The following is a 23,496-nucleotide window of genomic DNA, read 5'->3' on the forward strand; positions in this document are numbered from 1 at the left end:
TGAAGAAGGCCGTGAAGCCGCATACCGGGAAGGAGATACATGTCGTTCTGGACAACCTCTCCACCCACACCACGCCAGAGGTGAAGGCATGGCTGGCCGGTCACCCGCACGTCCACTTCCATTTCACTCCCGTCGGGTCTTCCTGGATCAACCAGGTCGAGACCTGGTTCGGAATCCTGACTCGTCAGTCGATCCGTCGTGGCACCTTCGCCAGCGTCAACGTCCTGATCACACAGATCCGCAACTACATCGACACCTGGAACTCCGAGGCCAAACCGTTCACTTGGACCACAACCGCCGAAGAGATCCTGGCGAAGGTCCGCCTCATCCAGACCAACGTCAAGAAACTCCTTGCAAACAACTCAAAGTGATACGAACAGGATCACGAGACACTAGTCGGGGAGGGGCACCCCAATCTCCATCCCGCCGTCTGGCGCTTTGTCGAAGAGCTGCCGGAGGACCAGCGCGGCCGCTTCACCGGTCGCTGTGCCGAAGCGGTCCTGATTTCGGACCAGTTGTGGCGCCTGGACTCCGAGCGCAGTGGTGAGCCGCCGGTCAGTATCGCGGAGGCGGCTCCGCACTTCGCCGGCGCCGCGATGACGTCGCGCATGATCCGGCCCCAGGGGGACGCCGATCACGGGAAGCCCACTCGCCCGTGCAGTGCTTGCTCGGCGCTCATCGAGGCTCTGGGAATCCAGTTCATCGGGTGACGGCCCTACCCGTCCACCGAGGACGCATGGCCCAGGTGACAAGCTAAAGGCTCTTTACGTGGCCTCTCGGAGAGTTACCGATGACTGCACTGGCCAGGAGGGAGAGCAGTGGGCACGCGCATTCACCGGCATGGCTTCCGCACGGACAACGAGGCGGAAGCCATGGCGCCCATCGTCAAGAGCACCAAGGAGGTGCTGGACGAGATCGAGACCTCCGAGTTCGACCGTTTTGATGCGCTTGGCTACGCACTGACAACCGCAAAGTGGTCCTGCCTGACAGACCCCGAGGCAGCGGAGCTCACGACTTGGGAAGCGTGGGTTACGGCCATGCAGGTCGGTTCTGCCCTGTTCATCTCGGGCACGGCGGCCGAAGGACCTGTTTCCTGCCGTATCGGGAGCATGGGTGAGGTGAAGAACCTTCCCGCGACCGGGCCTCAGGAGTACCTGCACGCGGGGGAGTGGCTCAACTCCTTCTACTTGGCGGCGATCTGCCGGGAGAACGAGCGACTTGAACGGCTGGCTCAGGTACCCGTCTCGTTCCTGCGCGCATCCGGCGCCGAGTTCGACGAGTACATCTACGCCTGGGTAGAGGCCCTGCAGAATTCCTGGTTCGGCCGGCAGGAGACGTGGGGCCACCTGGTCGCCGCGGTCAACGGCACCGACCCCGAGGCCGTGCGGGTCGCGAGCAAAGAGCTGATGCTGAAGATCCTGTACCCGCCTCTCGAACTCTTCCACCGCTACCTGCGCCGGGAGACGGAACAGTTCAACGCTGCGCTGGTCGACGCCCTCACCTGGCACAAGGAGTACTGGACCGCCAACGAGGCACGCTCTCTGAGCGGCGAAGGACTGGTCGCTCTCGGCCCGCTTGCCATCGCGTGCATGGCCCATGACGCCGGTATGCCGATCGAGGTCGAGTCCGAGTACCTGCCCGGGCATCTGCTGACGCGGTCGTGGATCGGCGAGTACGACACCTGAGCTCAGGGGCAGTCGGCAACGGCAAGAAGGGACTGTTGCGGAGGTGTTGGGGCATGAAGCGGGTCGACCTGGACGCCCCGGATGTGGAATACGGCTACTTCCTGCTGTATCGAGGGGAGCTCTTCACCGGTGAGGTGACGGAATACATCGGTGACCAGCTCGTGAGTCTGGACCACTACACCGACGGTGTGCTGAACGGCCTTAGCCGGGCGTGGCACGTGAACGGGACCCTCGAATCGGAGGGGTTCGTGCGCATGGGCTTTCCGGTCGGCGAGTGGAAGGAGTGGCATGCCAATGGGGTGTTGGCGTCGAGGAAGGTCTTCAGCGGCACGCCGTCGGGGGTGCTCGAAGTGGATGAGTGGGATGAGAACGGGCGCGTGACGAAGTGCTGGCATCGGAGTGGTGGGTGACCCTGGACCGCCGGTAACCAGGGCTGTTTCACCTGGCGTTAGGCTGGCCGGGGACGTACGTGCAGGGAGTGGAACGGTGCGAATAGAGCGACACCAGGTGGACGAGGCCGTGGTTTCGGCGGCTCGGGAGGACTTCGTCAACAGGATCGGCTCCCGGACCCACTCCATGGCGAAGGCCGGCCCGATCACCACGTACGAATGGTGGCTGATCGCCGAGGAGTTCCTCGACTATCTGGGCGCGCTGTCCGTCGGGACTCCCGACCTCGACACCCCGGAGGCCAAGGCGGCCCTCAACGACGCCGCCGAGGCCGCCGCCGGCGCCGTCGCGTATGCCGCCTACTACCCGTGGGACCGCTTCCACGTCTTTCTCAGCTACGTGAACTTCGGGATGTACTACGAGCCCGAATCCGAGGGCCAGTCGGAAACCGTCTCCGCGCGCGAGTGGCTCGACGCCTTCTGCCTGGCGATCCTCGCCGACAAGGCCGCGTGGCACGGAGAGGCATTCCACTTCGCTCGTAAGGAAGTTCAGAAGGATGCGGCTGGACGTCCTGCCGCCGAGCTCATCAACGGGCTGATGGCCTACGTCGTCGGGGACACGGGCGACGACGACGCGGACTACCCGCCGTCCAAGACGGAGGTACTCACCGCGATCGATGCCGCACTTGCCCGCGTCCGGGCCCTGGACAGCGAGACCGGCCAGGATCTTCTCGATGCCCCGGACAGCGTCGTGCTCCGTGCCCTGCGCGCCTTGGCCGCCGGTGAGCGGGACGCCTTCTGCCGAGAGCTGACCGGACTGCTCCTCGCGTACAGCACCGAACACGGCCCCGGGGCCAAGCCCCGCACCCTGCTTCCGCTCCTCCCCGTGGCTCTCGCCGCTCTGGCCTATCGCCGCGAAGGCTGGCGGCTCCCCGTCGACACCGCTTATCTCCCACGCGCGGTGGTCACCGGATTCGAGGCTGCGGGGCCACGCGTTCAGGCGTACGGCCGCAGCAGGCGCCCGGACGCGGTTGCCGAGTTGGCCGCCGGGCCCGTGGTCGTCGAACGTCCCGACAACCCGCAGCCCATCCACCCGGAATCCGAGGCCCTCTTCGAGGAGTTCATCAGAGAGGCATGTACTCCAGTGGCGGGAGAGCCGCTCCCGACCTGGCGACTGGCACGCGCCATGGAGGACCAGGGGATGCTCTTCAAGTGGCGGGCGTCACTGTCCGCCGATGTCACGGACCTTGAGGTCGAAAACCTGCGGCTCGCATCGCAGTTGGGCGCAGCCTTCTTCCGTACCGTCGTCGCCGAGCCGGGAACGGACGTCGAGGTGGAGATCAACGGCAGTACGCTCGTCTATCGCGCCGCCGCCGCCGACAGACACGACGTCGCTCCCGGCACCTGGAACGCCGCCCTGAATTTCGCCCTGATCACCGGACGCCGCGAGGACATTGCCGCGCTCGTCCTCACCGGCTCCGCCCTGCTGGAGAAGGACCAGTCAGCCTACGCTTGGTATCGCCGGGCCCTCCACGACTACTTGCGAGGTGCGGAGCCCGAACCCGCCACGGACCGGGCCCTGAACGAGAGCGAGAAGGCCAAGAGTCGGGTTTTCGTCCCGGCGCCGGCCGTCCTCCTCTCCCAACTGGTCGAAGGGGACGAGGAGAGCTTCAACCTTGCCCTCATCGACGCCCTCGAAGCCCACCGCGACCACCACCAGGTCGCCGACCGTGCCACCGAGCCTGCGGCCGCGATCAACCTCGACATCCTGGCCCTGGCCTGCCATGCCCGCCGCCGGGGCTGGAATATCCGGGTCGCTTCCCCCTACCTTCCTCCCCGCCTCCTGCGAGCGGCCGGACCTCTCTGAAAAAGGGACCCACCATGACCCGGTTCTGTGAACTGCTCGGCACGGATTTCGACGGTGAGCCGACGGACGACGTCGATGACGTCATCTTCGGCGCATTCGACGACCCCGCCCACCGGGACCGGGTGCCCGGCCTGACCGCGTTGATGAATGACCCGGCCGTCCCCGAGAGCGAGCGTTTCCTGGCCTGCCTCGCCTTGACCACGTGGGGCGAGCAGGCCGGCTACGAGGCCGTGATCCGGGCGGCGGCGGATCCGAAGCGGTCACCGTGGTACGAGACCTTGATCGACCGGAAGTTCTCCGTGGACAGCACGTTTACACAGCTTGCCGAGGCGGCGTCGGACAAGGACCTCGCGGAGGAGAAGGGCACACTGCCTCTGCGGACGGAGGCGCTGCGCGCGCTGGTGCGAATCGCTGATACCGAGTATTTCGAGGGCAAGCTCGGTGAACTCTTCGACTGTGCGGTGCTGGTGGAGCTGATCGACGACATCAGGGAAGTCGTCGAACGGGGCGTGCGGTCGCTGGAGGCGGGGGAGCGGCATTTGTTCGACCTGCCGACACAACTGGTCGACTTGGCCACGGCGGTGGCGATGGCCGACGGCCGGTTGGGGGCCGGGCTGGCGGAGAGCGTGCTGAATGTGGCGCCGTCGCGGCGGGCGCTCCTGCACGCGGTGGCTGTAGTCCACCGTGCGAAGGGGGTTGAGGGGCAGCGGTTCGCCGCGTACTTGGTGGCTGCCGGGGGCGAAGAGGTCCGATCGAGGGTGCGTGAGGCGCTGGGTGAGTAGGCGGCCGTCCGCACACGCTCCCCATACGGGCACGTTATCCCCGGCGCTCGGGTTCCGGAGTGGGGGAGTGGCTCGCCCTCTGCAAGAGGTGCCGTTTCCTGCGCGGATACGACCGGCGCCCGGGTCTTGGGGTTCGGGGGTCGGGGGCCGAGCGCTCTTTTCAAGGAATGGGAGGTAGATATATCCCCGCCCTCCCACCCCCCGCGTGTGTGCGGGCGCGCGCAACGCGCGTATAGCACATGCGAGTTGAGTTCTGCCAATGCCGCGTGACCGGTCGTGCGTGCCGTGTAACGTGCCCATCAATGAAGCGAGCCCCGCTGGTGTGCCGACACCGGTGCGGGGCTCTGACCTTCCAGATCGGTAAGGACGATCCGATGGTTGCTGCCCAGCTTAGCGCTGTTCCCATGGCCCCCGCAGGCTTCGGCAAGAAGCCGGTTCCCTGTCAGCCTCCGCTCGCCCCGGACACGTACGCGCACCTGCCCGCGCGCGAGGCGTACATCGCCCACTTCATCGAGCGGCTCCCCGAGGGCGCCGCGATGGACATCAAGACGCTGGCGAAGACGACCACGTACGGGCAGCAGGCCGTCGGGACCGCCCTCAACTACCTCAAGGGCGAAGGCCACTTGTTCATCAAGACGGAGACGCTGGGCAAGGGCTGCACGATGTGGGTGACGCGGACGTACTGGTCCCGGGTGCCGCACAGCGAGGCGTGGTGGGAGGCGTTCATCGACGGGGGCGCGGACGTGGCGGCAGCCGAGGCGGTGGTGGAGGTGCCGGTCGTGTTGCCGGAGGAGGTCCGGGAAACCGTGGATGTACCCAGGGAGGCGGAGCCCATGCCGGAGCCGCGAGTTCACCCGTACGGGCGGCCCACCCCCGCCCCCAAGCGTCCCTCCCGCGCCTACAGCGCCCTCGCCGCACTCGGCCTCGCCGACCCCCGCATGACCCTCTCTGCCGCCGACTGCGCGCAACTGGAGTCACTGGCGCAGGAGTGGTTCGTCCGGGACGTCAGCGAGCGGCAGTTCACCGCCGTGCTGACCGGTGGATTGCCGAAGGAACTGCACTCGCCCGCGGGGTTCCTGCGGACCCGGCTGGTCACCAAGTTGCCTCCCACTCCCGCCCGTTCACCCGAACCGGTGACATCGCCCGTGCGCTGCCGACTCGTGGAGTGCACCCGCTGCGGGCGCCCCGGGCCGCCGGAAGCACTGCCGGGCGGGCTGTGCCGTACGTGCCGGGACGAAATGGCGGGTCCGTCGGCCGATCCCGGCGAGGCGGCCGCTGAGGCCGAGCGGAAGGCGAAGGTGGAGGCGCGGGTCGCCGAGCTTCGTGGCGCGGCGCGGAGCGGGAGCGTGGTGGTGCAGTCGCGGTTCCGGCAACGTTGACGGTGTGGTCGCGGCAGGGCGTGCCGCTGCCCCGGCGGCAGGGGTGCCGGCAGGGGCAGCGGGTCCGGTCCTGTCCGGGTCCGCCCGGGAGAGCCCGGACCGCGGGATTAACCCGGGGACCGGGCTACGCGTCACTTCCGCCAGTAGCCGCCGGGCTGGCCCTTGCCGGTCCACTGCTGGGCCTTGGCGCCGTTGGCCTTGGAGGAGTTGTCGATCTCCAGGATCTTGCCGCTGGCCTTGTTCTGGAGCAGAAGGCCGCGGCTGGTGTCGTTGATGCGCCACTTGGCGCCGTTCTGGCCCCTGTTGGCCCACTGCTGGGCCCGGGCGCCGTCGTTCTTCGAGGAGTTCTCTATCTCCAGGGCTTTTCCGCTGTTCTTGTTGATGATGTGGACGTAGCCGTCGCCCGCGTCCTGGATGGACCACTCGGTGCCGCGCTGGCCCCTGCACTCCCACTGCTGGACCTGGGCCCCGTCGTTCCTGGAGGAGTTCTCCACCTCCAGGCAAAGGCCGCTGTTGGCGTTCTTGATGACGCCGTTGAAGCCGGGTTGCTGTGTGTCGGAGCTGATTCGCTGTGCGACCTTCTCGCGCAGATCCGGCAGGAGGTCGTACATCTTCCGGCCCGGGCACGCCGTGGCGTTGACGTCCCTGTGGCTGGTGATGACGTCCACGTTGAGGACCTTGCCCTGTGCGTGGGGGTTGGTTCCCCCGCCGCCCCGGGAGGTGAGGTCCACTTTGCCCTTCGGGTCGAGGCCGTACTGGCCGAGCTTCCACGCGAGGAGCCCGGCCAGGCTGTCGCGCATCTCCTCGGTCGGTCGCGGGTCGGGGCCGGTGTTCTTGCCGGCCTCGCTGTTGTTGGGTTCGAAGTTGCCGAGGGCGGCCACACCGAAGGTGTCGGTGTTGAAGCCCTGGGCGTGGCCGCCCACGATTCCGGGGATGTCGGTGCCCGGCCGCATCTTCACGGAGCCCTTGCGGCCCTCCCAGATGCCGCCGAACCGGTCGACGACGAAGTTGTAGGGGAAGTCGCCGTACTTCAGTTGCGTGATGTGGTGGACGTAGATCCCATTGATGATCTTCGGGACGTCCTCGGGCGCGTAGTCGTTGTTGGTCACCGTGTGGTGGACCATGGCCGCCTTGATCGTCTGCTGCGTCTTGTAGCCCGGGTCGGCCAGACTCTCGTCCGCACCCCAGTCGGCACGCGACCTGACGGTCGGCTGCTGCGCGGGCTCTGCCTCTGCCGCCCGCCGCTGGCGCTTCTTGACCGGGGCGGTCTCCCCGGGATCCACCATGGCGAGCCGGAGGTCCTGCGGCAGGGCGCCGTGCGGAGTGGTGACCTTGAGTTCCACGCCGTCCGCGTCACCGGAGAAGTAGGCGGGGGACCCCGCCCGCTCGGCCTCGCTGTTCACCGCCTCGTCCAGTTCCAGGGGTATCCGGCGCCAGTCGCTCCAGCCGCCGTCCTTGTGGAACCGCGCGGTGGCCGAGGTACCCGGGGCGACGGGCGAGTCCTTCTTCCAGCTCAGCCCGATCGTGGAGAAGTCCTTGCCCGTCAACGGTCCGGTCGAGAGCGTCTGTTCGTCCCGAGCGGTCTTCTCCTGCGGAGCCACCTTGTCGGTCGGTTTGCCCGCAGCGTCCGTGAGCGCGAGCTGTTCGACGGATTCCCCGGCGCGGCCGCGGGAATCCGAGGGGGCCGCGTTCGCCGGTGCGATCGCTGTGAGGGTGACGGCCAGGGACAGGACGCCCGGGACCGCCGTGGCGATGAACGCGGTCCTTCTGCTGCTGACGCTCGAACGGCTCCGGAGCCGGGGCGAGTCGGTATACGGCACGTGGAGTTTCCCTTTCTCTGCCCTCGTCGTGGCGAGGGCCTGCGCGTCTCGTGTCGTGGCAGCGTTCTCCGGTGGCCCTGAAGAGCGAACTACTCCGTCAATTCCGGCGAAAACGGCCTCGATGCGATTTCAGCGCATACTTGGTTGAAAGGGCATGGGACTTTGGTCGTTGCTTGCGTGGACCATGGTTGTACGTGCGGGGAACCAACCTCCGCACCGTTGACGGTGTGGCCGTGGCAGGGCGCGCCGCTGCCCCGGCGGCAGGGGTGCCGTCCGGGGCAGCGGGTCCGGTCCGGGTCCACCCGGGAAAGCCCGGACGCGGGTCTCACTCGGGGACCGAGCGACGCGTCGCTACTACTTCTGCCAGTAGCCGCCGCGCTGGCCCTTGTCGTCCCACTGCTGAGCCGTGGCGCCGTTGGCCCTGGACGAGTTGTCGATCTCCAGGATCTTGCCGCTGGCCTTGTTCTGGAGCAGCAGACCGCGGGCGCTGCTGGTGATGCGCCACTTGGCGCCGTTCTGGCCCCTGTTGGCCCACTGCTGGGCCCTGGCGCCGTTGGACCTGGAGGAGTTCTCTATCTCCAGGACCTTTCCGCTGTTCTTGTTGACGATGTGGACGTAGCCGTCGCCCGCGTCCTGGGTGGACCAGTTGGCGCCGCGCTGCCCTTTGCAGTCCCACTGCTGGACCCTGGCACCGTCGCTCTTGGAGGAGTTATCCACCTCCAGGCACAGCTTGCTGTTGACGTTCGTGACGGTGCCGTTGGAGAGGGGGGCGACCGTGGCGGACTGCTGGGGCCGGCCGTTCCCGAGAGTGGACGGATCGGTCTTGGGCTTGGGAAGACCCAGAGAGTCCACGCTCTTGTTGGCGAAGTCGCCTGCGATCAGGCCGTACTTCGCGAAGAAGTCCCGCAGGTCCTCCTTCGCGAAGAGGCTGGCCGTCGCGATGAGGTAGTCCTGGGCAGTGCGCTGGGCCCTGGGCTTGTCTTCGATGAGCAGCTTGTTGACCTTGGGCCAGAAGTCCTCGCCGTAGGCGAGCACGAGCTGGTCGAGCATGACGGCCCGCTGCACGTCGGGCGACGAGGGGTTTGCCTTCAGCATCTTGGCCAGATTGCTGTCGAGCTCCCGCCCGATGCCGGCCCAGGGGTGCTCGAAAGCCCGCTCGGCGGCGGTGGCATAGAGGGTCGACATCGCCTCGCCCAGGCCGTCGCCGCTGACGGGTGCGAGCTGCCGGTGGCGGCCCAGCTCCCGCCAGACCTCCCAGGCCCTGTCGTCCCGCGGATCAAGGCCAATGCCGCTCGGGGTCAACTTGTTCGGGGTGAGAAGAATGTCGGCGTAGGCCGCGTCGAAGGCCGCGTAGCCGTCAGCGACCTGGGCCACGCCCTTCTTCTTCTGGCCGTCCAGGACGATGTGCTGGACCAGCGGGCTGGGGGCGATCTGCCCGGAGCCCTCCCCGACGTTGTTGACGGAGTCCTGTACACCGACGAGCCTGTCGTAGGACTCCATCAGCCAATTCGGGTTCTGGTCGCGGAACTTCAGCGCCGTGGCCCGGTCCACCGTGAGGATCGTGCGACCGCTGACGTACTCGACCCACGGGATGTCGGTGCGCTCGTCGAGCATTTTGCGGAATTCGTCGACGCGCGTCTCGCCGAGGACGAAGCGGGGGGCCTTCGTGAATGCGCGGCCCATGAACTGCACGTCGGTGTTGCCGGAGGAGGAGTCCCCCTCGACGGACACGTAGACCATGCCGCCGCCCCGGACGATGAAGCTTTGGATCCCCGGCTTGAGGGTGATGACCTGCTGGTTTTGACTGCCCGGGACGCCGATGCGCAGCTTCATTTTCCCGGCCCGGCTGTCCGGGGTGTCGGCGACCTCGACGGCCGTGCGCATGTTCGAGCGCAGGTGCAGCCCGGTGCTCTGTGCATCGTTCAGCTTCAGCACGGACTTCAGGCGCTTCTGTTCCACGGTCGGCGAAGGTTCAGCGGACGCCTGGAAAGAATGCTTCTCGAACGTGTTGTCGGCGTCGGTCCTGGACGACGAGGCGCCGGTGTCCTGACCGGACGCGGCAGGCGCGGCCATAGCCTCCGTCGCAGTGGCCGCCGTCGTGCCCATCACGGCCGCCAGGGCCGTCGCCGCGATGAGAGCGGTCCTTTTGCTGGTGGCCGGACGGGCGTGGCGCCGCCGCCTCGAATTTTCAGCTGTCACTTGGAAGTTTCCCTTCCCGTCCTCGCGGTGGCGAGGTGTGCAAGTTGCTTGTGTGCGGCAGGGATTCCCGGTGGCCCTGGGACGCGTATCGCTCCGTCTTTTCCGGTGAAAACCGCCTGGTGACGATTCCAGCACCTTTTCAGGTAACGGTCTGTGGACCCGGGTGCCTACTCAGGTGGACCTCAGTACCGTTTCTTCGGGCGCTGGTACGACGGCGAGGGCGGCGCCCGGAGAATTCCCGGGCGCCGCCCTCGCGTTCCGCCGCTCCGGATTCCCCGGCCGGTCAGCCCTGCTGGTCGCGTACGAGGTCGTGGAAGATGCGCCGTTCGTCGCGGAAGACGTCCTTCGCCGGCCAGGCCCCTGCGGACTTCGGCGAGTTTGGCGTCCATCTTCCGCTTCCGGTTCTCCTGGTAACGGGTGAGGCGCCCGTAACCGTGGGGGAGCCCGCCGCAGGGCGGTCTCTTCCCCGGGCAGGCCTGATTCGGTGTCCAGAACGCTTCCATGTCGTATGGGAATGCGTCGTCATGCCCGGGGTCATTCGGTATGCGTCGCGGGACTACACGGCCCCTCCCGTGGGCGGGTAGGCACCCCGCCCACGGGAGGACGCCTGCGGGCCCCGCGTGCCGCACCTGGCCCCCAGGCCCCGGTACGGCCACACTTGGCTCCCCAGCGCGCACGCGGACGGAGGCGGCGCGGGCACCGGCGCGACGGAGGCCGTGGTGAAGGTGAATGCGTGGAACGAGTGGGATCCGCTCACGCACGTCGTGGTCGGGCGGGCCGACGGGACCATGGTGCAGGCCCCGGAGCCGGCGGTGGTGCGGGACTGGCCCGAGTACGGGTTCCCGCGGGGGAGTTACGGGCCGCTTCCCCCGGAGATGGTCGCCGCCGCCAATGAGCAGTTGGACAACCTGGCCCGGATTCTGGAGGGGCGGGGCATCCGGGTGGACCGCCCGGAGACGCTGGACTTCGCCCGGGCCGTCGCCACGCCCGAGTGGTCGCAGGCGAGCATGTTCGGGGCCATGCCGGTGCGGGACGTCCTGCTGACCGTCGGGAACGAGCTGCTGGAGGCCACGATGTCCTTCCGCAGCCGGTGGTTCGAATTCCTGGCGTACCGGCCGCTGATCGAGTCCTATTTCCGGGAGGACCCGGGGATGCGGTGGGAGGCGGCCCCCAAGCCCCGGCTCACCCGGGCGTCCTACCGGGAGGGGTTCTGGGAGGCGTACGAGGCGCTGTCGGAGGCGGAGCAGGTCGCGCTCGTACGGCGTGGGGAACTGGTGCTGAGCGAGGCCGAGCCGCTGTTCGACGCCGCTGATGTCGCGCGGTGCGGGAAGGACCTGTTCGTCCAGCTGTCACTGGCCACGAACCGGGCGGGCGGCCGCTGGCTGCGGCAGCACTTCCCCGGCCATCGCGTGCACTTGGTGACGTTCGGCAATCCGCATCCGATGCACATCGACGCCACCTGGGTGCCCCTGCGGCCCGGCCTCGTACTGCACTGCGCCGAGCGCCCCGCCGAGGACGAGCTCGTGCAGTACCTGAAGGTGAACGACTGGGAAATCGTCCGGGCCGCGACGCCGCAGCGCGCCGGTCCGCCGCCGCTGTCGGCGTGCAGCCGCTGGCTGTCCATGAACGTGCTGGTGCTCGATCCCGGGACGGTGTGCGTGGAGGCCAGTGAGACGGCGCAGATCGAGCAGTTGGGGAAACTGGGCTTCGAGGTCGTCCCTGTGCCGTTCTGGGACGTGGCGGCCTTCGGCGGCGGGCTGCACTGCGCGACGCTCGACGTCCACCGGGAGGGAGTCCTTGAGGACTACTTCCCGATGCGGTACGGGCGGTTCTGACGCAACGGGACTGTACGGACGGGCGGTTCCGAGACGCTCACGGTGCGGCCCGGGGGCCGCCGGGTTCAGCGGGCGTAGTTCTTCAAGGCGTCCGTGTCGAGGACGATGCCGACCGGATCGGGCAGGGCCACGCGTTCGCCGAAGGGTGCCTTGTGGGTGTCGAGGTAACAGGCGCGTTCGCGGTCGGGGTTGGTATGGACGACCACGGTGCCGAGGCTTCGGTCGACCAGGAGGTAGACAGGGATGCCCACAGCCGCGTAGGCGGTCGGCTTCTCCTGCCGGTCGCGGCGATTGGTGTCGCTGTCGTACGACGTGATCTCGACGGCCATCAGTACACCATCAGGGGCGGCCCATTCGCCCTGCCCGGCGAAGTGTGCGACGGGGGCGAGCGAACCATCCGGGCGGGCCCGGCCGTTACGGTATGCGCCGACCTTCAGACCCTGGGTCGGGTGGAGGTCCAGGTCCGGGCGGGCTTGCATGCACTGCCTGAGCAGCCACATGACGATCGTTTCGTGATCCCCGTCAGCCACGCGCTTCTCCTCGATCCGTCCGTTGACGAACTCCAACGTGACGGTCTCGGGCGCGGCGGATGCGATCTGCTCGAATTCCTCCACCGACATGTGGGACGTGCGCTCAGCCATAACCGTCATCGTGCCTCTCCTCCCAGGCGAAGGCCAGCATGACCCGGTGTCCGCCGCACCGAGCGTGGTATGACCGCAGCTCACCCGTGCGAGTGAGGCCCCTCCCTGGCCTCGACCGGCCTGGTCGAGCCTTCACGCGAGGAGCCCGGCCGGGCTGTCGCGCATAGGCTCGGTCGGCTGTGGGCCGGGGGCGCTGTCCTTTACGATGCGAAGCCCGACCTTGACGCCGACCCGACCCGGGACTTTTCACGCCCATGTCAGCCCAGGACTACGACAGTCAACTGCTGGAATCCGTCTCCGTCCGCCGACGGCGGCTGCGGGATGCCCTGCTCTTCGGGGCTCAGCGGGGACGGCGCACGCTCGACGAGCGGCTCGGCAAGGCATTTGCCGGAATTGTCATCGCGGCTGTGCTGTGCGCCGGTTGTGTCGGTTGGTCCTTTATTTCGCACCGGATCATGGGGAAGAGCCCGTACGGGACGCCCGTGCCGCCCGCTGTGCAGCCGGGGTATCCGCAGCCCCGTTCGTCTCCTGTTTCCTCCCCTGTTTCCTCCCTGGTTCCGTCCTCTGCTCCGTCCTCTCTTTCGTCTCCGGTGGCTGTCGGACCCCGATGATAGGTTCGAGCGCGTGAGAGCAGCGGGATCCCTTCGTCGTACGGCACTGAGTCGGGTCACACTCGTCGGTGAACGGCGGCGGGTGGATCTTGTGCTGCCCTCGGACGAGCCTGTGGGGCGGCTGTTGCCGGAAGTGCTGCGGCTGCTCGACGACCCTGTTGCCGACCGGCCCATGCTGCGGCAGCTCGTCACGGCCGACGGGACGGTCCTCGCGGAGGACAAGTCCCTTGAGGAGTCCGGGGTCGCGGACGGGGCCGTGCTGCGGCTCGTCCGTGAAGAGGACGCGCCGTCCGCGCCCGTCGTGCACGACGTCACCGACGAGGCCGCCGACGATCTCGATGTGCGCGCCTGGCGCTGGCGGCCCGCCGCGCGGCGTGTGGTCAGCGGGATCGCCGCCGTCGGGTGGGCGCTGGCCGCCGGGGCGTTGGCGCGGCAGGAGTTCCAACTGGGCGCGGTGGGTGTGGCGTTGGCCGTGCTCGCCGTGGTCGCCGCTCTCGCCGGGGTGCTGCTCGGGCGTGCCGGGCACCGTGGTTCCGCCACAGCTTCCCTGGTCACCGGCGGCGCCCTCGGGCTCCTGGGTGTCTGGACGCTCGCCGACGCCCACCACTGGGCCGGTGCGCTGCGGCTGGGAGGCATGGCCGGTACGGCTGTTGTGGCGCTGCTGCTGCTCGGGTGGTTCTCGCCGCTCGGGCGCGGCGGGCTTGCCGGGGGCGCGGCCGTCGCCGGGTGCGCGCTCGCCTGGGAGGTCGCGGCGGGGCTTCAGTCCGGCACCGGTGAGGTCCAACTCGCCCATGCGGGTGCGGTGCTGGCCGTGCTGTCCCTCGTCGTGCTGGGTGTGCTGCCCCGGCTCGCGCTGATGGCCTCCGGGCTGTCCGGGCTCGACGACCGGCGCTCGCGCGGCACGTCCGTCAGCCGGTACCAGGTCTCCACCGCGCTCTCCGCCACGCACCGGGGGCTCGCGCTCGCCACGGCCGTCGTGGCCGCGTCCGCCGCCGTCGCGGGCGTCCTCGCGCTGGGCGCGCCCACCGTGTGGACGGTGCCGCTCGCGTGCGTCACCGCGCTCGTCCTGGCCCTGCGCGCCCGCGCGTTCCCGCTGACCGGGGAGGTCGTGGCGCTGTTCGCCGCCGGGGCCGTGGTCGCCGGCCGGCTCGCCTGGGTGTGGTGGGAGCACTCCGCGCCCGGCGGGAGGCTCGGGGCCGTCGGGCCGCTGGCGCTGCTCGTCGTGCTCGCGCTGGTGCCGTTCGCGGTGCTGATGGTGCAGCCGCCCGAGCATGTACGGGTGCGGCTGCGGCGGTTCGGGGACCTGCTGGAGTCGGTGGGCGTGATAGCCCTGTTCCCGCTGGTGCTCGGGGTGTTCGGCGTGTACGGGCGTCTGCTCGGGACCTTCGCTTAGGGGGCGTCTCACCGTGTCTCAGGGTGACTCGCGGCGTGGCTGGCAGGACGACGTCCTGCGGGACCTTCAGGGCCAGGGCCAGGGCCAGGGGCAGGACCAGGGCCAGGGGCGTCGGCAGCAGCCGGGGGTTCCGGGTGCGGAGGGGGAGGGTGCTTCGCGTCCCGGGGAGGCTGGGTCTGTGCCGGCGGTTCCGGGTGAGCCGGGGGAGAGCGCTCCGGGTGCCCGGCAGGCCGTCCCGGGGGCCCTGGTGCCGGGTGCGCAAGGGCGCGTTCCGGGTGCCGCAGAGGAGGGTGTCTCGCGTTCCGGGGAGGCTGTCCCCAGGGCCCCGGTTCCGGGTGAGCCGGGGGAGGGTGTCCCGGGTGCTTGGCAGGCCGTTCCGGGGGGCCCGGTTCCGGGTGCGCAAGGGCGCGTTCCGGGTGCCGCAGAGGAGGGTGTCTCGCGTTCCGGGGAGGCTGTCCCCAGGGCCCCGGTTCCGGGTGAGCCGGGGGAGGGCGCCCCGGGTGCCCGGCAGGCCGTTCCGGGGGGCCCGGTTCCGGGTGCGGGTCCCGTCGGCCCCGACCCCGCCGCCCCGGGGCCACCCGTGGCCGGCCACGGTTCCGGGGTGGCCGGTCCCACGGAGACGGTGCCGTCCGCGCCCGTATCTTCGACGCGGCCGCAGCAACCGGAGCCCGCGGCCGGGCCGGCCGTCGCGCCCCAGAACGTGCCGACCCTCGACCCGCGGCTCTCGCTCGCGCTCGGGCGGCCGCAGCACGGTGACTCGTTGGTGCGGCGTACCGGGCGGACGATCCGCAAGCTCGCCTCCTCCGCGGCACAGGACGTCGCGGAGGAGACCCGTGTCGCCGCGCAGTTGCAGGCGCCCGTGACCACCGGGCGGGTCATCGCCGTCACTTCCATCCGCGGCGGTGTCGGCAAGACGACGACGTCGGCGCTGCTCGCCCGTACCTTCACGCACTACCGGCACGACGCCGTCCTCGCCCTCGACGCCGACGCCGCGCTCGGCACGCTGCCCGTGCGGCTCGGGGCGGAGTCGGTGCGCTGGTCGGCGCGCGAGCTCGCGCAGATCCTCACGCCCGCCATGCAGTTCGCGGACGTCACCGGCTATCTCGTGCCCACGGCCGACGGCGGCTGGCTGCTGCCCGCGAGCACCGGACGCGTCGGCGGCCCCCTGGAGATGCGCACGTACCGGTCCGTGATCCTCGCCCTGCGCCGGCACTTCGCCGTCACCGTCGTCGACTGCGAGTGCCTGCCCGGCGAAGTCGCCCGTACCGCCATGGACACCGCGCACGCGCGCGTCATCGTCGCCCCCATGACCGCCGAGGGCGTCAACGGCACCCGCATCGTGCTGGACTGGCTCGCCCTCCTGCCGCACCACGCCCTCGCCACCACCGTCGTCGCCCTCACCGCGAACTCGCCCGACATGCAGCTCGACGCGAAGACCGCGACCGCGCACCTTCAGGAGACCGGCGTCACCGTCGTCCCCCTGCCCTACGACCGGCACCTGGCCGCCGGCGGACCGCTGCGCCCCGAACTCCTCGGCCAGGCCACCCGCCGCGCCGCCACCCTCCTGGCCGCCGAGGCCATGGAACGGGCCGCCCGCACGGGACGTGCCCGATGACGACGGCGGATCCACGATGACGACGACGGATCCACGATGAGGACGGCGGCCCCATGAGCGCCCGCCCGTACCCGATGACCCACGCCGCCCCCACGACCACCACCCCACAGGCGCGTACCCCATGACCCAGCAGCTCGTCCACCGCCCCGCCCGTTCCACCCGCCCCCTCGCCGCCCCCGCGCCGCGTGCCGTGGAGCCGCCGCCCAACCTGCCCGAGGGCAAGGCCGGTACGCCCGCGACCGCGCTGCTGCCCATGGCCGGCGTGGTCAGTTCGGTCGTCATGATGACAGTGATCCGCAACAGCCAGTTCGCGGGGCTCGGCGCGATCGTGCTCGTCGTCGCGCTGCTCGGCTCGATCGCCCTGTTCCTCTCCCAGCGCGGCAAGGCGCAGCGCACCCGCCGCACCCAGCGCGAGCGCTACCTCGAATACCTGGAGGAGCTGCGCGAGGAGCTGGGGACGGCCGAGCGGGAGCGGCGGCGGGCCGCGCGGCTGCTCAGTCCGCCGCCGCAGGCACTGTACGACCTGGTGCGCGACCCGGCGCGGCTGTGGGAGCGCCGCCGCACCGACGGCGACTTCCTGCGGGTGCGGATCGGTACGGGTGCCGTGCCCGTGCAGGAGCTGGGCATCGGGCAGAACTCCTCGGGCGGTGTGCTCACCCCGCCCGACCCGTTCATGCTCAACGAGGCCCGCGCGCTGATCGCCCGCTACACCACGGCCACCGACTTCCCGCTGTCCGTTCCCCTGGACCGGGCCGGGAACGTCAGTATCGTCGGCGACCGCGAGGGTGTCCTGCGGGTCGCCCGCGCCCTGCTGGTGCAGACGGCCGTCACGCACGCGCCCGACGACGTGGCCCTCGCCCTCGGGGTGCCGGGGGAGCGGATCGCGGACTGGGAGTGGGCCAAGTGGCTTCCGCACGTGCTGGATTCGCAGGAGCACGACGGGCCCGTCGCCGCGCGCCGGATCGCCCCGAGCCTGCCGCAGCTGGCCCGTCTCGTCGGCGGTGAACTGCGGCGGCGCGCCGCCTACGCGGCCGAGGTGCGGCGCGGGCTCGCCGGCCGGGACGCCCTCACGCTCGCCGGACGGCTGCTGGTGATCAGCGACGAGTACGGTGGTACGGCCGCCGAACTGCCCCGCCCCGACGCGGCGGTCGGCCTGCCCGACATGGGGGTGACGGTGCTGCACCTGCTGGAGCGGCAGGTGCACGAGCCCGACCAGGTCGGTGTGCGCATCACCGTCGACGGGGACACGGTCACCGTCGAGGACCTGCGCACCCCCAACGCGCCCGTGGCCCAGGGCATTTCGGACGCGGTGAGTGTCGCCGCCGCCGAGGGGCTGGCCCGTACGCTGGCCCCGCTGCGGCTGTCGGCCGAGTCCGCCGCCGAGGGCACCCCGGTGTCCGGTCCCGTCGACTTCCCCGCCCTGCTCGGCGTCGACGACCCGGCCGTCCTCGACCTGGACCGGCTGTGGGCGCCGCGCGGCGACCGTGACTTCCTGCGCGTGCCGATCGGGGTGAACGACCGGCGCGAGCCGGTGCTGCTCGACCTCAAGGAGTCCTCCGAACTCGGCATGGGGCCGCACGGGTTGTGCGTGGGCGCCACCGGCTCCGGCAAGAGCGAGCTGCTGCGCACGCTCGTCCTCGCCCTGGTCGCCACCCACCCGCCGGAGGACCTGGCGATGGTCCTCGTCGACTACAAGGGCGGCGCCACCTTCGCGCCGTTCGCGGGCCTGCCGCACGTCGCCGGGGTGATCACGAACCTGGAGAACCAGGCCGGGCTCGTCGAACGCGTCCACACCAGCCTCGCCGGCGAGGTCAAGCGCCGCCAGCAGGTCCTCAAGGACGCCGGCAACATCGCCGACATCGGCCACTACGCGGCCCTGCGCGCCGGCGAACGCCCCGACCTCGAACCGCTGCCGCACCTGTTCGTCGTCATCGACGAGTTCGGTGAACTCCTCACCGCCAAACCCGACTTCATCGACCTGTTCCTGTCCATCGGCCGTATCGGCCGGTCCATCGGCGTGCACCTGCTGCTCTCCAGTCAGCGCATCGAGGGCGGCCGCCTCAAGGGCCTGGACACCTACCTGTCCTACCGGCTGGGCCTGCGCACCTTCTCCTCCGACGAGTCCCGCACCGTCCTGGACACCACCGACGCCTTCCACCTGCCGCCGCTGCCCGGCTTCGGCTATCTGAAGGTCGACACCTCCACCTACGAGCGGTTCAAGGCCGGTTTCGTCTCCGGCGCCTACCGGGGGCCCGCCCGCGAGGACGTCGCCGACGCGCTGCCCTCGGCCTGGCCGTACCCCGCGTTCAGCAGCCCCGACGAGCCCGCTGCCCACGCCGACGGCGAGACGCCGGCGATGCGCGAGCGCGAGACCGGACCCACCGTGATGTCCACCATGGTCGGACAGTTGCGCGCTGCCGCGGCCCCCGTACGGGCCGTGTGGCTGCCGCCGCTGCCCGCCGCCCTCACCCTCGACGAGGCCGCCGGACCCGTACGGGTCAGCGAGCGCGGCACGAGCCTGGCCGGAGCGCGCGGCGGCACACTGCGCGTACCGCTCGGACTGCTCGACGACCCCGGGAAGCAGTGGCAGGGGCAGTGGACCCTCGACCTGACCGTCGCGGGCGGGCACGTCGCCGTCATCGGCGGCCCCCAGTCCGGCAAGACGACCCTGCTGCGCACCCTCGCCCTCTCCCTCGCCCTGACGCACACCCCCGACGACGTCGCCGTCTACGGGCTCGACCTGGCCGGCGGCGGGCTCGCCGCACTGTCCGGGCTCCCGCACGTCGGCGGCATCGCCTCACGCGCCGACCGCGAGCGGGCCGCCCGCACCGTCGCCGAGGTACGCGCCATGCTCACCGCCCGCGAGGAGCTCTTCCGCGAGCACGGCATCGACTCCCTCGACCAGCTGCGCCGGCTGCGCGAGCGGGGCAGGCTTCCCGAACTGGGCGCCACCGACGTGGTGTTGCTGATCGACGGGTTCGGGGCGCTGCGCGACGAGTTCGAGGCCCTGGACGACGGCGTCGCCGACCTCCTCAAGCGCGGCAGCGGCTACGGCATCCACGTCGTCGCCGGCATGCTGCGCTGGAACGACGTGCGCATCGCCACCCAGTCGATGTTCGGCCAGCAGCTGGAACTGCGGCTCAACGACCCGGGCGACTCGGCCGTCGACCGCAAACTCGCCGAGACCCTCGGCCCCGACGCGCAGGGCCGCGTCCTCACCCAGGACAGACTCTTCGCACAGACCGCCCTCCCGCGCATCGACGCGACCCCCTCCGCGGACGGCCTCGGCCCCGCGCTGGAGGACGCCGCCGCGACCGTACGGGCCACCTGGCACGGCGAACCCGCCGCCCCCGTACGGGTACTGCCGCTGCGGCTGCCCGCCGGGAAACTCCCGGACACGGCGGCCGAGCCGGCCCTCGTGCCCATCGGCGTCGACCAGGACACGCTCAGCCCCGTGCTGCTCGACCTCTTCGAGCACGACCAGCATCTGCTGGTGCTCGGCGACAACGAGTGCGGCAAGACCAACCTTCTGCGGCTCATAGCCCGGCAGTTCGTCGAACGGTACGGGGAGGAGGACCTCGTCTTCGCCGTCTTCGACCCCCGGCGCGGGCTGCGCGGGGCCGTCCCCGAGCCCTACCGGGGCGGCTACGCGCACAACGCCAAGCTCGCCGGCGCGCTCGCCACCGGCATCGCCAAGGAACTGGAGAAGCGGCTGCCGGACGCCTCCGTCGACCATGACGCCTTGGGTGACCGGCCCGGGTTCAGCGGGCCGCGCATCGTCGTCCTCGTCGACGACTACGACATCCTCACCACCGCCGGACAGCAGCCGCTCGCCCCGTTCCTGCCGTACGTGTCCTCCGCGCAGGACATCGGACTGCACTTCGTGCTCGCCCGGCGGGTGGCGGGCGCCTCCCGCGCACTGTACGAGCCGTTCCTGCAGACCGTGCGCGAGACCGGCACGGCCGCCCTCGTCATGACCGGCGACCGCACCGAGGGCCAGCTCTTCCCGGGGCTGTACGCGTCCGCGCAGCCGGCCGGCCGCGGCACGCTCGTCCGCCGCGGCCGCCCCCACCAGCTCATCCAGACCGCGCTCGCCGACGGGGAGAACCTGTGACCAAGGACGTCATCGCCCTCACTCCCGCCATGCCCGACACCATGGCCCTGCTGACCGGCCTGTACGCGGGCGGCCCCGACCTCGGCGTCTCCGCCGGCCACGACGGCGCCGTCATCCAGCTGCGCGCCGCCGACGGGCGCCCACTGGTCTCCCTGGAGGCGCCCCTGCTGGTACAGGTACCGGGGGAGGCGGAACGGCTGCTGGGCATCCCGGCCGTCTGCGACGGCCCCTACTGGTGGACCGAGGTACGGGCGTCGACGGCCGTACCGGAGGCGGAACGACTGGCGGGGTCCGTGGCGGGACGGCTCACGGCGCTGCTGGGAGGGGGGACTTGGCCGCGGGGGGTGGGGTCCACGGATGTGGTGGAGGTGGGCGGGGGCGATGGTACGGACGCGGAGGCCGGGGGCGCGGCCGAGGGTGGTTCCGGGGGCGCGGGCGAGGACATCTCCGGGGGCGCTGCCGCAGGCGTGTACGCGGAGGCCGGTGACGGGCAGCCCGCCGTGGACGTCCTCACCGACTCCACCGCCGTCGTCCTCGCCGACCGGCCCGTCGTCCCCCTGACCGCCTGGCTCTCCGACATCCTGCGCACCACCGTCGCGAGCGGACGCGCCCTGCAGATCGTCACCCCGCCGCACGTCCGCCTCGGCCTCCCGCTGCGCGCCGCCCTCACCGGGGCCCCCAACCGCTGGGTCGTCCAGGACCCCGACTGCGGCTACTACGACGGGCTCTCCGGCGCCGTACTGCGCTGGCAGGACGGTACGTTCGCGCCCGCGCGCACGGAGGAGGGCGAGACGGCCGTCGCCGACGCCTTCGCCGACGCCACCGTGACCGGGGAACGGCAACTCGTCGTCTCCTTCCGCGCCGTGCACGCGCCGGACGAGGCGCTCGTACTGGGCGGCGCCCTGCGCACGGCATGGACGGCGCTCACCGGCTCCGGCCCGGCCGGCTGGGGCACGGCCGAGCCCGTCAACCTGCCCTGGTCCGAACGCCAGTTGACGGACCTGGCACGCAAAAGGGCACCGGAGCCCACACAGTTGCTGGCCGTCGGCACCCCCGGGCGCCCCGGCCTCGCCACGCTGCGGGTGACACGCACCGGGAGCGGGGTCACGGAGGAAGCGACCCTCACCCTCGGCTACGGACCTGACGAGCACATCCCCCTCGACGCCGTCGAGCCCCTCGCCCGCACCCTGGTCGCGGGACACCACCTGGCCACGATGCTGGTGACCCTGCGCCGAGCGCGCCGTGATCTGACGGTCCCCGCGCACTTCGAGGCCCCGCCGATCCCGGTGGCGTTCACGCTGGGGGCCGACGACGTACGGGCCGTGGGCGTCGAGCGGGCGACCCGGACGCCGGTGGAGGTACGGCCGGTGCGGCTGGGGGCGGCGGGGGCGCCCGCGGTGCACTATCCGCTGGGGGAGGGCACGGATGCGGCGGTCTGGGGGGACTTCCAGCGGCTGATGGAGCACTTGCGGGCGGGGGCGCCGACGGAGGGGTGAGTCCGGCCGCTGCGGGGGCGCGCCCCGTGTGGGACGGGGACGGGCCCGCGGGCGCCTGCGGGCATACGACAGCCCCCGGTGCTCATCTACCGATCCGTCGTCCCGGCCGTCGCCGACGACTCCGGTATCGGTCGAGCCCTTTCCGGGGGCCTGGCCAGTTGAGCCGACATGGGGGTCACGCGGGCCTTTGGACGTCTCCATCGGCTGGTGTGGCTCTCACCGGTTGTCTGGTGTATTGACCAGTTTCCACCCTTTATGTCCGGAGTCAAGAGGTGGGAAGGCAAAGACCGCAACCCCCTCGCTATCCGTGTGCGACCTTGCGCGTACGGTGACCAACTCCCGGGCGAGGCATTCGTCCAGAACATCCATGATGGGACGATTGCATATGCATCTTGCCTAATTGGCCATGGTTGGCCCTGTGATGAGGCTGTTGCCTGGGGGCATGGCAGAGATCTTCAAAACCGTGCAGGCAAGGTCGATTCGCGCCAAGTGCTCCCGTGCGCTGCTGGTTCCGACCGTGGCGACGTTGGCCCTCTCCTCAGTAGCGATTTCCGCAGCACCGGCCGCAGCTTCCCCGGTCGGTCGCCCGACTCTGTGGGAGTTCTCCGACGACCCTTTTTCCACCGCCCATCAGATGGAGGTGATCCTCTACAACAACACGCCGGACGAGATCCACCACAGGTGGACGAGCGACGTGCAGGGGGAGTTCCTTCAGGAGCCGCCCAAGAAAATCAAGCCAGGTGAAGGAAAGAGCTTCATCATCAAGAACACTGCTCACCGAAATATTCCGCCGCTCGGCGGCGGAGGAGCGGGAGCCAGGTTCCAGTACAGCGGACGCACCGGGGCGGTCGATTTCTCGGTCTACACCCCTGGTTCGTTCCTCTATCGCAATCAGTACAAGGTGTACAAGGGGAACGGCCACGGAATAAACCCCCCTGCTGTCACGGGGCTGGACTCCACAGGCCGGCGCTGGGAGATCCCTGCGGGAATAGCGGACCAAGAACGCAACGGGAGTCAATGGGGCGGGGGTGGTACGCCTCGCATAGCCTTCCAGTTCGGCGGCGGGGACATGGAATTGGGCACCAAGCCCGCAATGCCGAAGCGGGACGTGTGCGAGAGAATCGTAGGGGACATGGGAAGTTTTCTGAGCTCGGCCCGGGGAGACAGGGACAGCATAGGGGCCGCGATGGGAGGGGCGCTCGGTGCGGCCATTGTGGGCGGGATCAGGGGCTGTTTTTCCGGCGACAAGTTCAAGGACCAGCGGGACGAGCTGAAGCGCGAGCTGGAGAAAGAGCGGGCAAGGAAGGCCACGGAGCGTGCCAAGGAAATTGTGCGTGGCCGGATCAAGGAGGTGAGCTCCGACCTGGAACGCATTGAGGGGCGGAAGAGGGATCTGACGGAAATGGAAAGCCGGAACGTCGCAAAGATCGCGGCGAGGATTGCAGAGATCAGCGCCCAAATCAATGCAACCCCTCGAAAGGAAAAAGATAAGCGGCGCGAACTCATGGACCGCAAGTTTGAACTGGGGAAGGAATTGATTGTTGCCCGTCACGATGCGCCACGGCTCGCCGAGCTGAAGAAGCAGGTGAGCGAGGACGAAGGGCGCGTCGAGCAGCTGCAGCGCCGGGTGGCGGCGCTCAACAAGCAGCTCGAAGCGCTTTGAGTGGGACCGG

General features: G+C 70.0%; 16 protein-coding genes and 1 pseudogene. 14 read left to right on the plus strand and 3 right to left on the minus strand.

Annotated features, from left to right (window positions below; translation table 11 throughout):
- From ACFP1Z_RS17625 to ACFP1Z_RS17655, 7 genes and pseudogenes are all read left to right on the plus strand, one after another.
- Positions 1-371 (plus strand): transposase (locus tag ACFP1Z_RS17625; protein WP_390317352.1); only part of this gene is annotated, 371 nt, incomplete at its 5' end.
- Positions 372-410: 39 nt separating this feature from the next.
- Positions 411-710, plus strand: a pseudogene (locus tag ACFP1Z_RS17630) (YwqJ-related putative deaminase); the annotation flags it as partial.
- A gap of 108 nt (positions 711-818) precedes the next feature.
- The gene (locus ACFP1Z_RS17635) at positions 819-1,685 is read left to right on the plus strand and encodes an immunity 49 family protein (protein ID WP_390317353.1); all 867 of its coding nucleotides are present in this window, start codon (positions 819-821) and stop codon (positions 1,683-1,685) included.
- 53 nt (positions 1,686-1,738) lie between these two features.
- The gene (locus ACFP1Z_RS17640; protein WP_390317354.1) at positions 1,739-2,095 is read left to right on the plus strand and encodes a toxin-antitoxin system YwqK family antitoxin; all 357 of its coding nucleotides are present in this window, start codon (positions 1,739-1,741) and stop codon (positions 2,093-2,095) included.
- Between the two features lie 76 nt (positions 2,096-2,171).
- On the plus strand, positions 2,172-3,938 hold the full coding sequence (locus ACFP1Z_RS17645; protein WP_390317355.1) for an immunity 49 family protein: 1,767 nt from the start codon (positions 2,172-2,174) through the stop codon (positions 3,936-3,938).
- A 14-nt stretch (positions 3,939-3,952) separates the two neighbouring features.
- Positions 3,953-4,720 (plus strand): hypothetical protein, encoded by a 768-nt coding sequence (locus ACFP1Z_RS17650; protein WP_390317356.1) that lies wholly within the window; start codon positions 3,953-3,955, stop codon positions 4,718-4,720.
- A gap of 404 nt (positions 4,721-5,124) precedes the next feature.
- Positions 5,125-6,099: a hypothetical protein gene (locus ACFP1Z_RS17655; RefSeq protein WP_390317357.1), complete on the plus strand. Its 975-nt coding sequence runs from the start codon at positions 5,125-5,127 to the stop codon at positions 6,097-6,099.
- Positions 6,100-6,230: 131 nt separating this feature from the next.
- Here ACFP1Z_RS17655 and ACFP1Z_RS17660 read toward each other — a convergent pair whose 3' ends face one another.
- Both ACFP1Z_RS17660 and ACFP1Z_RS17665 read right to left on the minus strand, forming a co-directional pair.
- Complete coding sequence (locus tag ACFP1Z_RS17660; protein WP_390317358.1) at positions 6,231-7,919, minus strand: RICIN domain-containing protein; 1,689 nt, start codon at positions 7,917-7,919, stop codon at positions 6,231-6,233.
- A 354-nt stretch (positions 7,920-8,273) separates the two neighbouring features.
- The gene (locus tag ACFP1Z_RS17665) at positions 8,274-9,878 is read right to left on the minus strand and encodes an RICIN domain-containing protein (RefSeq protein ID WP_390317359.1); all 1,605 of its coding nucleotides are present in this window, start codon (positions 9,876-9,878) and stop codon (positions 8,274-8,276) included.
- A gap of 959 nt (positions 9,879-10,837) precedes the next feature.
- On the opposite strand from ACFP1Z_RS17665, the gene ACFP1Z_RS17670 reads away from it, so the two are divergent.
- Positions 10,838-11,953, plus strand: coding sequence for a serine/threonine protein kinase (locus ACFP1Z_RS17670; RefSeq protein ID WP_390317360.1), 1,116 nt, complete (start codon positions 10,838-10,840; stop codon positions 11,951-11,953).
- Between the two features lie 65 nt (positions 11,954-12,018).
- Here the strand turns inward: ACFP1Z_RS17670 and ACFP1Z_RS17675 are convergent, their stop codons facing one another.
- Complete coding sequence (locus ACFP1Z_RS17675) at positions 12,019-12,603, minus strand: Uma2 family endonuclease (protein WP_390317361.1); 585 nt, start codon at positions 12,601-12,603, stop codon at positions 12,019-12,021.
- Between the two features lie 245 nt (positions 12,604-12,848).
- Here ACFP1Z_RS17675 and ACFP1Z_RS17680 point away from each other — a divergent pair, with 245 nt between their 5' ends.
- The 6 genes from ACFP1Z_RS17680 (at position 12,849) to ACFP1Z_RS17705 (ending at position 23,486) form a co-directional block, all read left to right on the plus strand.
- Positions 12,849-13,205 carry a hypothetical protein gene (locus ACFP1Z_RS17680; RefSeq protein WP_390317362.1) on the plus strand — a complete coding sequence of 119 codons (357 nt, stop codon included), beginning with the start codon at positions 12,849-12,851 and terminating at the stop codon, positions 13,203-13,205.
- Between the two features lie 13 nt (positions 13,206-13,218).
- Positions 13,219-14,598, plus strand: a complete 1,380-nt coding sequence (eccD, locus tag ACFP1Z_RS17685) for a type VII secretion integral membrane protein EccD (RefSeq protein WP_390317363.1) — start codon at positions 13,219-13,221, stop codon at positions 14,596-14,598.
- A 601-nt stretch (positions 14,599-15,199) separates the two neighbouring features.
- Entirely contained in the window at positions 15,200-16,213 is a 1,014-nt protein-coding gene (locus ACFP1Z_RS17690) for a nucleotide-binding protein (protein ID WP_390317364.1), read from the plus strand.
- Between the two features lie 121 nt (positions 16,214-16,334).
- Positions 16,335-20,327: a type VII secretion protein EccCa gene (eccCa, locus tag ACFP1Z_RS17695; RefSeq protein WP_390317365.1), complete on the plus strand. Its 3,993-nt coding sequence runs from the start codon at positions 16,335-16,337 to the stop codon at positions 20,325-20,327.
- Positions 20,324-21,823, plus strand: a complete 1,500-nt coding sequence (locus tag ACFP1Z_RS17700) for a DUF6177 family protein (RefSeq protein ID WP_390317366.1) — start codon at positions 20,324-20,326, stop codon at positions 21,821-21,823. The genes eccCa and ACFP1Z_RS17700 overlap by 4 nt, the downstream gene beginning before the upstream one ends.
- A 442-nt stretch (positions 21,824-22,265) precedes the next feature.
- Entirely contained in the window at positions 22,266-23,486 is a 1,221-nt protein-coding gene (locus ACFP1Z_RS17705; RefSeq protein WP_390317367.1) for a hypothetical protein, read from the plus strand.
- Positions 23,487-23,496: the final 10 nt, after the last annotated feature.

The sequence above is a fragment of the Streptomyces gamaensis genome (assembly GCF_042656465.1).
Taxonomy (GTDB): Bacteria; Actinomycetota; Actinomycetes; order Streptomycetales; family Streptomycetaceae; genus Streptomyces; species Streptomyces gamaensis.